The organism is Hyphobacterium sp. SN044, from assembly GCF_021864465.1.
Classification (GTDB): Bacteria; Pseudomonadota; Alphaproteobacteria; order Caulobacterales; family Maricaulaceae; genus Hyphobacterium.
In genome coordinates, this window is record NZ_JAKKUV010000002.1 from 85,323 (window position 1) to 97,941 (window position 12,619).

10 protein-coding genes are annotated in these 12,619 nt (G+C 64.0%); 4 read left to right on the forward strand and 6 right to left on the reverse strand.

Annotation, left to right across the window (positions count from 1 at the left end; all coding sequences use genetic code 11):
- Nucleotides 1-13 precede the first annotated feature (13 nt).
- Entirely contained in the window at nucleotides 14-1,108 is a 1,095-nt protein-coding gene (locus tag L5876_RS03325) for a GNAT family N-acetyltransferase (protein WP_236954665.1), read from the forward strand.
- Between the two features lies 1 nt (nucleotide 1,109).
- Nucleotides 1,110-2,285 carry a cellulase family glycosylhydrolase gene (locus L5876_RS03330; protein WP_236954666.1) on the forward strand — a complete coding sequence of 392 codons (1,176 nt, stop codon included), beginning with the start codon at nucleotides 1,110-1,112 and terminating at the stop codon, nucleotides 2,283-2,285.
- Here the strand turns inward: L5876_RS03330 and L5876_RS03335 are convergent.
- The 6 genes from L5876_RS03335 to L5876_RS03360 form a co-directional block, all read right to left on the reverse strand.
- Nucleotides 2,282-3,784 (reverse strand): exopolysaccharide biosynthesis polyprenyl glycosylphosphotransferase, encoded by a 1,503-nt coding sequence (locus L5876_RS03335; protein WP_236954667.1) that lies wholly within the window; start codon nucleotides 3,782-3,784, stop codon nucleotides 2,282-2,284. The genes L5876_RS03330 and L5876_RS03335 overlap by 4 nt on opposite strands.
- 86 nt (nucleotides 3,785-3,870) lie before the next feature.
- Nucleotides 3,871-4,944: a diiron oxygenase gene (locus tag L5876_RS03340; RefSeq protein ID WP_236954668.1), complete on the reverse strand. Its 1,074-nt coding sequence runs from the start codon at nucleotides 4,942-4,944 to the stop codon at nucleotides 3,871-3,873.
- Nucleotides 4,945-5,098: 154 nt separating this feature from the next.
- Nucleotides 5,099-5,560: a hypothetical protein gene (locus tag L5876_RS03345; RefSeq protein WP_236954669.1), complete on the reverse strand. Its 462-nt coding sequence runs from the start codon at nucleotides 5,558-5,560 to the stop codon at nucleotides 5,099-5,101.
- Between the two features lie 143 nt (nucleotides 5,561-5,703).
- Nucleotides 5,704-6,642 (reverse strand): sterol desaturase family protein, encoded by a 939-nt coding sequence (locus L5876_RS03350; protein ID WP_370469059.1) that lies wholly within the window; start codon nucleotides 6,640-6,642, stop codon nucleotides 5,704-5,706.
- 10 nt (nucleotides 6,643-6,652) lie between these two features.
- The gene (locus L5876_RS03355) at nucleotides 6,653-7,066 is read right to left on the reverse strand and encodes a hypothetical protein (RefSeq protein WP_236954671.1); all 414 of its coding nucleotides are present in this window, start codon (nucleotides 7,064-7,066) and stop codon (nucleotides 6,653-6,655) included.
- A 72-nt stretch (nucleotides 7,067-7,138) separates the two neighbouring features.
- The gene (locus L5876_RS03360; RefSeq protein WP_236954672.1) at nucleotides 7,139-9,607 is read right to left on the reverse strand and encodes a TonB-dependent receptor; all 2,469 of its coding nucleotides are present in this window, start codon (nucleotides 9,605-9,607) and stop codon (nucleotides 7,139-7,141) included.
- 183 nt (nucleotides 9,608-9,790) lie between these two features.
- Here L5876_RS03360 and L5876_RS03365 point away from each other — a divergent pair, with 183 nt between their 5' ends.
- Nucleotides 9,791-11,017, forward strand: a complete 1,227-nt coding sequence (locus L5876_RS03365; RefSeq protein WP_236954673.1) for a serine hydrolase — start codon at nucleotides 9,791-9,793, stop codon at nucleotides 11,015-11,017.
- Nucleotides 11,010-12,611: a GMC family oxidoreductase gene (locus L5876_RS03370; protein WP_236954674.1), complete on the forward strand. Its 1,602-nt coding sequence runs from the start codon at nucleotides 11,010-11,012 to the stop codon at nucleotides 12,609-12,611. The genes L5876_RS03365 and L5876_RS03370 overlap by 8 nt, the downstream gene beginning before the upstream one ends.
- The last annotated feature ends 8 nt before the right edge of the window (nucleotides 12,612-12,619 follow it).

A 12,619-nucleotide genomic window follows, 5' to 3' on the forward strand; every position in this document is an offset into this window, starting at 1 on the left:
CAGAGGGGGAAGCATGTCCGAGCGCATGATCCAGACCGAGCTGAAACGCCCGAGCGAATTGACCGGCGCCGAACGCGGTGCCTGGCTCGACTTCGTCGACGGCTACGGCCTCTTCGACAGTCCCTATTTCCGGATCGAGTTTGCCGAATGCTGTGAGGAAGCGCGCGGGGATACGCGCGTTCTGGTCGGACGTCAGGGCGGACAGATTCTGGGCTTCCTGCCGCTTCAGATGGGCAAGATCGGTTATGCCAGGCCGCTCAGCGGTCCGCTCTCCGATGTGCATGGCGTGATCACGCGCGAAGCCGACAAGGTCAGCCTGCCGGACTGGCTGAAGTCCGCGGGCATTCCCCTGTTCGAATACCATTCCGCTCTGGCGCTGCAGCAATGCTGGCATGAGAGCGAGCAGGTGCGCGACGGTTCGGCCGTCGTCGACTGTTCGGAAGGCTATGACGCTTTCGAGGAGGCCCGCAAGGCGGCCGAGCCCAAGGCGTTCAAGAATATCCGCGCCCGCCGCCGCAAGCTGGAAGCCGAAGAGGGCGGGTTCGAATTCCGGATGGATGATTTTTCGGATGAAGCACTCGACGCCATGCTGCACTGGAAACGCGCGCAATACCGCACGACCGGCGTCTTCGACGTGTTCAGCGTGGCCTGGACCAACCGGCTGGTCGCCGCGATCAACCGCAAGCGGACGGACCGGTTTGGCCCGGTCTGCGGCACGTTGCGGGTGAATGGCGCGATCATCGCAGCGCATTTCGGCATGCGCAGTGAAAACCGGGTCCAGTACTGGTTCCCGTCCTATGATCCCGCCTTCAACCACGTCAGCCCGGGGCTGCTTCTGCTTCTGGAGACGATCCGGCATGCTGCGGATTGCGGCTTGACGTCGGTCGAGCTCGGACCGGGCGATTATGATTTCAAGCGCCATCTCGGGGCGTGGCAAGTACCTCTGGCCGGGGGATGTGTGGTGACGCGGTCACCCGTGACCGCCTTGCGGTCCGCAGCCCGTGCACTGGCTTCTGCCAGCGAACGTTCACCGTTGGGCACGGCCGGACAGATCCCGAGGCGCGCCCTCAAAAAAGCCGACCGGCTCGCTTCCTTCTACGCGGTGTGAGATGGCGCCAAGCCGAAGGGACATACTCGCGGGCGGTGCCGGATTGGTGCTGGCCAGTGGCTGCGCGGCCGCACAGACGCCCCATCGGAAAATCGACCTCTGGGACAATGCGAGCGGACCTCATCTGCGCGGGGCGGTCTTCAGCCATCGCCGGATCGTACCGTCGCTCGATAACGACTTTCTGGGGCCCGGCGCGGTCGGATCTCCGACGTCCGACAGCGCGATTGCGTCCTTGCGCGCGGCCGGCGCCAATCTGGCGCTTTTGAGCCATCCAGGCATCTTTACCGAACAGGCGCCGTGGCGGCTCGACCAGCCGGTTCTCGAGCATCTCGACGATATGGTCACGCGCTGCGAGGCCGCAGGTCTTTTCACCGTGATCGGGTTCCGCAGCGGTCCCGGCCGGTCCGAATTCTCGATCCAGCGTGATTCCGCGGGGGACTGGTTCCCGGCCGAGCTGGTGAACGAGCGGATCTGGTACGACATGGAGGCGCAAGACGCCTGGGCCGAGATGTGGCGCGAGACCGCCCGCCGCTTTGCCCGCCGCCGCGGGGTTGCGGGCTTTCTCCTCATGGTCGAGCCGAACGCCAACCAGGCCGCCTTGCCGCCCGGCGGCGAGATTTGGAATGCAGATGAGCTTGGCAACCGCACCGCCGGAACCCCCGGCGACTGGCCGGCGTTCGCCGCGCGGCTCTGCCGGACGATACGGTCCGTCGACGCGGACATTCCAATCCTCGCCAGCCCGGATGGCTATGCCAACGCGTTGTTTGCTGGGCTACTCGATCTCGACGTGGTGCCGGGGTGCGTGCTGGCGATTCACGACTATCACCCGCGGGCCTTCACCCATGCCTGGGGCCCAATGTCCGCAGCGTCATTCAGTCCGGCCGATGCGATCGTGTCGCCACCGGATTATCCGCGCTGGATGCTGGGCGAGTATGGCGTGCGCCGTTGGGCCGTCGGCGCGGCGGGTTACGTCCGTCAGCGTCTGGACGGCCTGGAGCGGTCAGGGGCGAATTCGGCCTATTTCCGGTGGGACAGCGGCTGGCGTCGCTATGAAGCGCAGGAGAATGGCTGGAACCCGGTCTACGGCGCGGATCCCGATGCATCGCAACCGGCCAGCGACACGCCCATCGTTGATGCGCTGTCGGCAGCGTGGTCGCGGAACGCGCAGCGCCCCTAGCGGATATTGATCTTGTCACCGAGCAGGGCTGGCAGGGTCCGCAGCATGATCCACAGATCGAACCAGAGGCTGGCGCGCGCGATGTATTCGACGTCGAGCTTGACGCGCTCGCGTGCCGCTTCCGGTGAGTGCAGCGGGCCGCGCGAACCATTGACCTGAGCCCAGCCGGTCAGGCCCGGCTTCACCCGGTGACGGTGCGCATATTCGGCCACGAGGTTCGAGGTGAGCGTGGCGCCGGTCTTCATCCCCGGCGCATGCGGACGCGGTCCGACCAGCGACATTTCGCCTCTGAGCACGTTCCAGAGCTGAGGCAGTTCGTCGAGGCTGGTGGCGCGCAGGATTTTCCCAACTCGGGTCACGCGGGGATCGTCGCGCTCGACCTGGCGCACGCCGGATTTTTCCCCTTCGACGCTGTGGCGCATGGAGCGGAATTTCAGGACGCCGATCGGGCGGCCATTGAAGCCTTCGCGGACCTGGCGGAACAGGATGGGTCCCGGCGAATCCAGACGCACCAGAAGCGCGATGGCCGCCATGACGGGCAGAGCCGCGAGGAACATCAGCGATCCGATGACGAGGTCTTCGAGCCGCTTGACGATCAGCCAGTCCGGATTGGCCGGACGGCCGGACAATTGCGCCGCCGGTGCATCGGCGATCGATGCGAGTGTCGCCGTCGATGCGGCTTCGTCGCCGAATTCCAGCGAGAGGCCGATCGGATGCGGTAGCGGGCTCAACTTGCCAAGCAGGTCGCGTACCCGGGCAATCGCGTCCGGCCGGACCGTGATCAGAATGCGGTCGACTTCCGGCAAGGCTTTCCAGTTCGCCAGATCGTCGAGTGTCCCCAGATAGGGCACACCGGCGAGGCGCGAAGGACTGCGCGACTGACGGTCATCGAATATGCCGACGATATTCACCTCCCTGGTGCGGCGGTTGGCGTCGATCATGCGGCGGGCCTGCGGCGTTGCGCCCACGATCACAATGTTGGCGGCCAGCCGGCCCGCCCGGGCCCACCGGCAGATCGCGAGCGCATAGATCACCTGTAGCCCGAGCAGGCCGGCGCCGCCGGCAACGGTCTGCCAGGCCGCGACGGGCAATACCGCCGGATCGAACAGGTTTGCCATGGTGAGCGTCGCCAGTCCGGCAAGTCCGATCGCGATGACCGAACGGGCCAGACGGTCCCAGGGCGGGACCGTTGGTGAAATCCGGTAGAGCGAGAAGGAATGCAATCCACCCGACGCGATCACGAGGAAGAGGGCAAGCGGCCAAACCGTCCGCGGATCAAGCGCAAGGGCGGCAAAGGCGATGAGGATCGCCGCGCACAAGTCGGTGAACTGGAAGACGCGCGACAGAGCGGCCCGGTCGATGCGGTGCGTCGGCGTGCGGGCATTGGCGCGGTTTTCGGCCAGCAAGGCCGCGCTGACGCCGCGGAGTTCGGCGTCAAATCGCGCCGAATGATCATTCGCCGGCGCGTGCCGGCCCGTTTCCGATTTGCGGTCGCTCATACTGTCCACCGGGTCCATTCCGGCGGACAGAGTGACAGCTCAGGACAAATATCCCGTTGCCAAACGTGGTTGGCGGGGGGTTAACGCTACTCCGCCGCGCCGGCCACCGCGTGGACATAGGCCTTGCGGGCGTCGAAGTCGGCTGCCGCCTTCTCGTCATCGCGCGCCAGCTGGTCGGGGTCGAGATCGGCGAAGTGCATCACGCCCATGTCCTCGTAGCATTTGCGGATTTTCGGCCCCCAAAGGCCGATATCCTTCACGATCGGAACGATGCGCTGGAACAGCAGGGTGCGGTAGAGTTTCGTGATTTCCGAATTCTCCGCCCACTCGATGCATTCCTTCTCCGGCAATCCGAGCGCGCGATAGACTTCGCGGGCGTCCGTCATCCGGCCGCGCATCAGCCAGCAGGCCTCGACGAGGAATTCCTCGCGCTCGTTGCGCTCGGCCTCGGTCAGCTGCGGATAGAAATCGCGCAGGGACAAGCGGCCGAAGGCGACGTGGCGCGCCTCGTCTTCCATGACATAGGCATTGACCATGCGGGCCAGCGGGTTCTGCGCGATGTCGCGGATCGTGCCGAAGGCCGCGAGCGCGAGGCCTTCGATCACAACCTGCATCGCGAGATAGGTCATGTCCCAGCGCGAATCGCGCATCGCCTGGTCGACCAGTTCCTGCAGCGGGCCGGTCATCGGGTAGGCGACACCGAATTTCTCGAGCAGCTTCTTGTAGGCTTCGACGTGGCGAGCCTCGTCCATCACCTGCGTCGCGGCGTAGAATTTCGCGTCGAGGTCGGGGACCTGGGTAACGATCTTGGAGGCGCAGAGCAGGGCGGCCTGCTCACCTTGCAGGAATTGCGAGATATTCCAGGCCTGCGCGTGGGTCGTCAGCTCGATCCGATCCTTCTCCGACATGCGGTTCCAGATCGGAGAGCCGTAGAGTCCACCCGCCTCGGGCGGCATCTGCATCGGGTTTTCCGGATCGAGTTCAAGCGACCAGTCGATGCGGTTCACCGCATCCCACTGCATGTCCTTGCCCTTCTGGTAGAGGTGCATGAGCGTCGTGCGGCCCTCGTCGAATTCCCAGTCGAACAGGGCATTGTATTCCTGAGGAATGGACCAGCAGGGGTCGATGTCCGGAATCGGATACAGGTCACGCAGGCTCATATCGTCTCTCCCTTCGTACGCAGCAGCGTTTCGTTCTCAAAAAGTGAACGCCGTTTACTTATGGGGAGAGTGATGGAAAACGGCGCCCCTTGCAAGGGGGCGGCGAAAGGAAAACGCCCGGCGGGGGGAGCCGCCGGGCGCACTGAATGCCGCACTATTCCTGGCCCGAAGACGGGGGATCCGCTTCCTCGCAGGCACAGCCGTTCGCGTTGCAGCCGATCGTGTCCGGCTTGCAGATCTCATCGTCCACCATGGCGACGCAATCCTCTACGCCGGCACACGCGCAGTTGCCGCCATTGCAGGTGTGTGCCTGCGGATCGATCGCAATGTTCATCTGACCGCCATTGCCGGTCGTGGCCCGCGCGATCGCGCGGCGGCCAGGCAGATGAGCAACGATCCGGGTCATGTCGCCGGACTCGAGTGCCCGCTGGAGTTCGGGCGAGAGGCGGTCGGTCTGGGCGCGGCGGGGCGGCGTGGCGCGCGCCGGAGTCTCACTGGCTGTCTGGGTGGAAATGGTGGCGCGGGCGGGCCGCTCCTGGGCAGAGCTCGACGTGGCGATTGTTGCCATGCCGAGGAAGATCATGGCCGCGAGGGCCAGGGAAATCATGCGTGTCACTTCGGTTTCTCCTGTCGTTTCGAAGAGGTGGGCGCCTTCTGACGCAGGAGAGGGCATGCGTTGAGGTGCATCGCGCGACTTCGGCATGCGCCATCGCGCGTGCGGGGTTGCACGGTGGTTGCACGCTTACGAAATGTGAGCCGTTATTCGGCGGGCACGCGGCGAGGGGTTTCTGCTCCCGCATCCGCTGAGGCGGAGCCGCGTTCGGCTTCCCACATTTCCTTGATGCGCTTCGACGTCATCCGGCTGCCGTCAGGCGACCAGCCGGGCGGGGCGAAGATGTAGCCGAGCGCGTCCTTCGGGGACTTCGACCCGGCCACGTCCCTCGCAATACCCCACCATTCGTGAAGCGAGATCCGGAGCGGATTCCAGGTGCCCAGATTCTTCACGATGCCATAGCGGCAGCGTTCCTCGTCGAGTTCCGGCTGGAAGGTGCCGAACATCTTGTCCCAGATAATGAACACGCCGGCATAGTTGCGATCGAGATAGATCGGGTTTGTCGCGTGATGCACGCGGTGATGCGAGGGCGTGTTCATCACCGCTTCGAACCAGCGCGGCATCCGTGTGATCGCCTCGGTGTGGATCCAGAACTGGTAGATCAGGTTCAGCGAACCGACGAAGGCGATGATCACCGGCGGGAAGCCGAGCAGAACGAGCCACGAGCCGAGCCACATGAATTTGAAGGTGAAGACGGTAAACCAGGGCTGCCGCAGGGCGGTGGTCAGATTGTAGTGCTGCGAGGAATGGTGGACGACATGGTCAGCCCAGAACCAGCGGACGGTATGGGCCCAGCGGTGCGACCAGTAATAGGTGAAGTCGTCGAGCACGAAGGCCGCGATCCATGCCCACCAGACATAGCCGAAATCGAACAGGGCGAATTGTTCGATGAAGGTGAGCCAGGTTCCCGTGATGCCGGCAAAGACCACGCCGGCGACCGTATTTCCGAGACCCATGGCCAGGCTGGCGGCACTGTCGCGCGGTTCGAAGCGCGCCTTTCCCGTGGTCCGGGCATAGACCATCTCGGCGATGATGAAGGCCACGAAGAACGGGATGGCGATGTAAATCGGTTCGATCAGTTCGATGTCCAAGGCGCTACTCCGCGCTCAGCCGTTCTGCCCATTCCCGGGCCGCGTCGTCATCGCCCAGTGTGATGCGGGTCGTCGGAAAGGTGAAGTCCTTGAAGTGCAGCATAATGACGCCGCCGTCGCGAACGTTGGCGCGCGCCACGCTTCCCGGCTCGATCAGGCGCGAGACGAGCGTGTCACCCCGGGCAGAGAGATAGCCGACGAATTTTCCATCGCGGGATTCCACCAGCGCGGCGAGGCCGTCGCTCGCCAGAACCCCTTTTTCGCCGGGTTCAAAGATGAGCAGGTCCTGACGCAGCGTCTCTCCGGCGTCTTCGATGCTCTCGATGCGCGAGGGTGACCAGCCGCCGATCCAGACATTGAATGCGACCAGGGCGGACACCGCGGCAAAGGCGCCGATGAGGATGAGAAGCGTGGTCATCCCGTTTCTCCAAAAGAAAAGGAGCGGAGACCGTGGTCTCCGCTCCCTGTCTTACCAGATTTGCGCGGCTGACTAGCGGCGCAGGCGCAGCGTCACACCATAGGTGCGCGGGTCGCCCGGATAGCCGTTGAGGCTGCCCGGCTGACCGACGGAGCTGAACTCGCCGACGAGGTATTCCTCGTCCATCAGGTTTCGGCCCCACACCTGGAGACCCCAGCTCTCGTCTTCGGCACCGAAGCCGAAGGAGCCGTTGAACAGGGTGATCGCTTCCTGCTGCTTGCGCGGGTCGAGGTCGCCGCCGAGATTGCGCTCGGAGGAGTAGAAGACCTCGCCGCGGACGAAACCGCCCCAGTTGTTGCCCAGCGGGAAGAACCAGGTGCCGGTTGCCGTCGCGGTGGTTTCCGCGGCGCCAGCCAGTTCGCGGCCCGACAGGTCCTGCGTGCCCGCGATCAGGCACTGGGACGACGTGTTGAGGTCGTCGCAGGGGGCGTTGGTGTAGGTTTCATACTCGGCATCGAACAGGTGGGTGACGCCGCCCGTGAACAGGAAGGCTTCGCTCGGACGCCACATCGTTTCGATTTCGACGCCGCGGACGAGCACTTCACCCGCATTGTCGAGCACGAAGGCCGTGCCGTTGAAGTTGTTCGACTGGAAGTCTTCGAGGGTCTGATGGAAGGCGGCGATGTCGAGGCGCAGCGTGTTGTCGAGGAGCGTCGTTTTCAGGCCGAACTCGATATTCGTCGAGATTTCCGGATCGAACTCCAGCGCATTGGCCACGGCCGCGGTCGAGGAGACGTTGAAGCCACCCGCCTTATAGCCGGTCGAATAGCTGGCGTAGATGTTCACATTGTCCGAGACGTCATAGGACAGGATGATGTTGCCCGACGTGTTGTCCTCGGAGCGAGCGGACGCGTAGTCCGGGGCCGGCGGCGAGAACTGCAGCGGCGTAAGGCCGAGCAGCGGGTTGACGTTCGGATCCGTCGAACCGGCCGCGGCTGCAGCCTGGGCCTGAGCGGCGGCGGCCGGGTTGGCGGCGATGTTCGCCGGCGTGGGCGGCAGGCCGGTCAGCTGGAAGAAGACCGTCGCGAAGATCTGCTGGAAGCCGATCTGCACGAAGTTCAGCGCCGAGAACGGGTCGTTGACGTTGAGATCGGCGTCGATCGTCTTGTCTTCCTCGGTGTAGCGCAGACCCGCGGTGACCGTGAAGCGATCGGTGACGTGCCAGTCGATCTGGCCGAACAGCGACCAGCTTTCCGTCGTCAGCGAGTAGTCTTCCTGACGGCCCTGACCGGCGGCGAGGAAGGTGCCGTTCGGGACGCCGAGTCCGCCTTCGAGCGCGGTGATTGCGCCGCCGGAAACCAGGTCCGCGAACGGACGCAGGTCATTACCGTAGCGGGTGATGTCCTGGTGGCTCATGTCCTGGTCGAAGAAGTACGCACCCACCAGCCAGTCGACCATGTTGTCGCCGGTCGAGGTCAGGCGGAATTCCTGGGTGAAGGTGTCGTACTGCGTGTCGAGCGCACGGGTGCGGGACAGGTCGACATCGGTGAAGTCGGCGTCGATCTCATTGTCGTCGCGGAAGTAGCGATAGGCCGTGATCGAGGTGAACTGGAAGCCGTCGAAATCGATATCGACCTGGCCGGACAGGCCGCGCGTGTCGATCTGGGTGTTCACCGGCGAGTTCGTGGCAACCTGTCGGTTGTACGGGTTGTCCGGAAGCACCGTGCCGCCAAGCAGGGTCAGGGCAAACGCGTTCTGCGGCAGGTGGAAGGAGAAGGGCGCGGCACAGCAATTCTCGTCGACCGTGCCATAGTCACCGATCAGGCGCACCGAGACGTTCTCGCCGAGATCGGCAGCGAACTGGCCACGGAAGCTCCAGCGGTCGCGGTTGTTCAGAGTTCCGCCCGTCGAGACGTTGTCGAGGAAGCCGTCGCGCGTGTTGCGGTTGAAGTCGAAGCGGACCGCAGCATTGCCGTCCATGATCGGACCGGTGACGGTGCCGCGGAAGATGCGGCCATCGTAGTTCGAAACCGTCACTTCGCCGACGGCACCGAATTCATATTCCGGCGCGCGGGTGATGAAGTGAACCACACCGGCCGGGGAGTTCTTGCCGAACAGGGTCGACTGCGGGCCGCGCAGGACTTCGACGCGTTCCAGCGACAGGAAGTCGTTGATCGCGGCGCCCTGACGGGAGCGGTAGACGTTGTCGACGAAGATGGCGACCGACGGCTCGAGGCCGACATTGTCCGCGGACGTACCCAGACCCCGGATCGCGAATTCCGTCACGCCGGAACGCGAGAACTGCGACACGCGCAGGGACGGAACGAGCTGTTGCAGGTCGCGAACGTCGCGGATCTGACCGAGCTCGAGCTGTTCTTCCGGAACTGCGGAAACCGCGACCGGGGTTTCCTGCAGCGTCTGTTCGCGGCGTTGCGCCGTCACCGTGATGGTGTCGACCTGCGCGGCGGCGATGTCCGAAATGACCAGGCTGGCGCCAAGCGCCGTAGATGCCAGTGCAATGGCGCGGATAGAAGACTTCATGTCACTCCCCCTGAGACGCCGGGATCCCGTCCGGCGTATTTGGTTTATCGAGGCATAACACCATCGTTTGATCCCGGTGTCAGTAGCGAACGCGCAACAGGCGAACAACGAATAACCGTTGCACTTTGCCGGTGTTCGTCGTGACACTGGAACCTCAACAACCGGTAACCGGAATTGGGGGAGATGATGGTTCTAAGGATTCTGGGGGGTATTCTGCTGGCTGTGGTCGTGGCCGTAACCGCTGCTGCAGCATGGTTTTTCCGCCCGTGGTCTGATTATTCGCCGGCGGAAATCCAGCGCCTGTCTGACCCGGCACGATACACCGATACCTTCCAGACCATGGATTCGATTTTCCCGTACCGGACCATCGAAGCCACGGAGCCCGATTCGCTCGAAGGCGCATCGCAGCCGCTTGACGTCACTTACGAATGGGGCGGGGAGACGCGGACGCTCGAGCAGTATCTTGATGAGTCGCGTTCGTTGGCGCTGGTCGTGCTGCGTGACGGCGAACTCGTTCACGAGCGTTATATGAACGGTGCCAATGCCGGCACGCGGCTGACGTCCTGGTCGGTGGCGAAGAGTTTCGTCGCAACGATGATCGCGATGGCGCTCGAGGAAGGACGTATTGGGTCGCTTGATCAGCTCGCGCAGGAATTCGCTCCGCAATACGCCGGCAGTCCCATGGGTGAGACGAGCCTGCGGCATCTGCTGATGATGTCGGCGGGCGTGGATTTCAACGAGGACTATTCCGGACCGGATTCCGATATCCGGCCGCTCTTCTTCAACACCTTCATTCTCGGACGCAGTGTCGACGAGCAGATCGCCGGGATCGAACGCAACCGCGAGCCGGGTCAGGATCTGCACTACACCAGTCCGAATACGCATGTGCTCGGTGCCGTGCTGCGCGGAATCTATGGCGAAAACCTCGCCGCGATCACGCAGCAGGAAATCTGGACGCCGCTGCACATGTCGAGCGACGCCTATTGGTCGCAGAATATCGAAGGCGATCGGGCGGAAGCGATCGGATATTGCTGCCTCAACGCCACAGCACGCGACTACGCCCGTTTCGGCCAGTTCTATCTGCAGGACGGTATATGGGACGGTGAACGGCTGCTGCCGGAAGGCTGGGTCGAGATGGCAACGACGCCGAACGCGCCATTCCAGGAACCCAACGAAACCATCCCTCTGCGCGGCTATGGCCTGCATTGGTGGATGCCGGAAAATTATGACGGCGAGTATTTCGCGGCCGGTGTCTATGGCCAATATATCTGGGTCGACGAACGCCGCGGTGTGGTGATCGCGCGATTTGCCGGCGATCCGGACTGGGGTGCCCGCACCGGTGAAACCCTGACTGCGCTGCGCGCGATCGCCGAAACCGTTTCACCCTTGGCGGAGCGCGGCGATGAGTGAGATTCGCGAATTCGATTACATCATCGTCGGTGCCGGTTCTGCGGGCTGCGTCGTCGCAGAAGGGTTGTCGCGCGATCGGGATGTGAACGTCTGCGTCCTGGAAGCGGGCAAACTCGACAAGGCGCCGGCGATCCGGACAGCCATGATGCTGGCACAGGTCGTCTCGGGCGGGCCCTATAACTGGTCGTACGAAACCGAACCGCAGAAAAATCTGAACGATCGCCGCCTGTTCTGGCCGCGCGGCAAGACGCTCGGCGGGTCCTCGTCGATCAACGCCATGCATTACATGCGCGGCGCGGCGGAGAATTTCGACGAATGGGGCGCGATGGGCGCGGAGGGCTGGGACTGGTCCGATGCGCTCGTCCGGTTCAAGGCGATGCAATGCCAGCAGCGCGGCGCGGACGCCTTTCATGGCGTCGACGGGCCGTTGCATGTCCAGGACATCCCGGTCCTCAATCCGCTGACCGAGGCCTTCTTCGAAGCCGGCGGCCAGCTGCAGTATCCGCGCAATCCGGACTTCAACGGCGAGAAACAGTTCGGCTTCGGTCCCTATCAGGTGACGATGAACGGGCCGCGCCGCTGGAGTGCGGCGGACGCCTTCCTGCGGCCAGCGCTGGAGCGCGGCAATATCACGGTGATCACCGAAGCGCTGGCGCACCGGGTTATCCTCGAGAATGGCAGGGCGACCGGTGTTGCGCTCGACATCAGGGGAGACGCAACGACGCTGACCGCGCGCAAGGAGGTGATCCTTGCCGGGGGAGCGATCAATTCACCGCAATTGCTGCAACTGTCCGGGATCGGTGATCCGGACTGGTTGAAGGCCGCCGGAGTGACGCCGGAGGTCGAATTGCCGGGTGTTGGCCGGAACCTGCAGGACCATCTCGATATCGCCGCCCTGATGCGCACAAAGAGCGCGACCTCGCTCGGCTGGTCGTGGGCGACGGTGGCGAAGAATTTCGGCGATTTGTTCCGCTGGATGCTGCGCGGCGACGGCCCGCTGACCAACAATCCGGTTCAGGGCGGGGCCTTCCTCTCGTCATCGCTCGCGGGCGATCTGCCGGATCTTCAGCTGGTCTTCATTCCCTCGCTGTCCAAGAACCACGGCAAGGAACAGGTGTGGGGCCATGGCGCGACGCTGCATGTCTGCCACCTCTATCCGGAGAGCCGCGGCGAGATCCGGATCAAAAGCGCCGATCCGCGCGAATATCCCGCGATCGACCCGAACTATCTCGACAAGGAAGGCGATCTCGTTGCGCTGATCGACGGCCTGGAAATCGTGCGGCGGATCCTGGCCGCGCCGGCTTTCGACTTCGATCGCGCCGAGGAATGGCTGCCCGGTCCCGACGCGAAGACCCGCGCCGATCTGGAAGCGGATATCCGGGCGCGGGCCGAGACGCTGTATCACCCGACCTCGACCTGTACGATGGGCAAGGGCGAGCTGGCGGTGGTCGATCCGCAATGCCGGGTTTACGGTGTCAAGGGACTGCGCGTGGTGGACGCTTCCGTCATGCCGCGCCTTGTCGGCGGCAACACGAATGCCCCGACCATGATGATTGCCGACAAGGCGGCGGACATGATCCGCACCTCGACCTGAAGGAGACC

Excerpts from the sequence above, each read along its gene's own strand:
- L5876_RS03330 (WP_236954666.1), top strand. The coding sequence starts at position 1,110 with ATGGCGCCAAGCCGAAGGGACATACTCGCGGGCGGTGCCGGATTGGTG.
- L5876_RS03360 (WP_236954672.1), bottom strand. The coding sequence starts at position 9,607 with ATGAAGTCTTCTATCCGCGCCATTGCACTGGCATCTACGGCGCTTGGC.
- L5876_RS03370 (WP_236954674.1), top strand. The coding sequence starts at position 11,010 with ATGAGTGAGATTCGCGAATTCGATTACATCATCGTCGGTGCCGGTTCT.
- L5876_RS03365 (WP_236954673.1), top strand. The coding sequence starts at position 9,791 with ATGATGGTTCTAAGGATTCTGGGGGGTATTCTGCTGGCTGTGGTCGTG.
- L5876_RS03335 (WP_236954667.1), bottom strand. The coding sequence starts at position 3,784 with ATGAGCGACCGCAAATCGGAAACGGGCCGGCACGCGCCGGCGAATGAT.
- L5876_RS03340 (WP_236954668.1), bottom strand. The coding sequence starts at position 4,944 with ATGAGCCTGCGTGACCTGTATCCGATTCCGGACATCGACCCCTGCTGG.
- L5876_RS03355 (WP_236954671.1), bottom strand. The coding sequence starts at position 7,066 with ATGACCACGCTTCTCATCCTCATCGGCGCCTTTGCCGCGGTGTCCGCC.
- L5876_RS03325 (WP_236954665.1), top strand. The coding sequence starts at position 14 with ATGTCCGAGCGCATGATCCAGACCGAGCTGAAACGCCCGAGCGAATTG.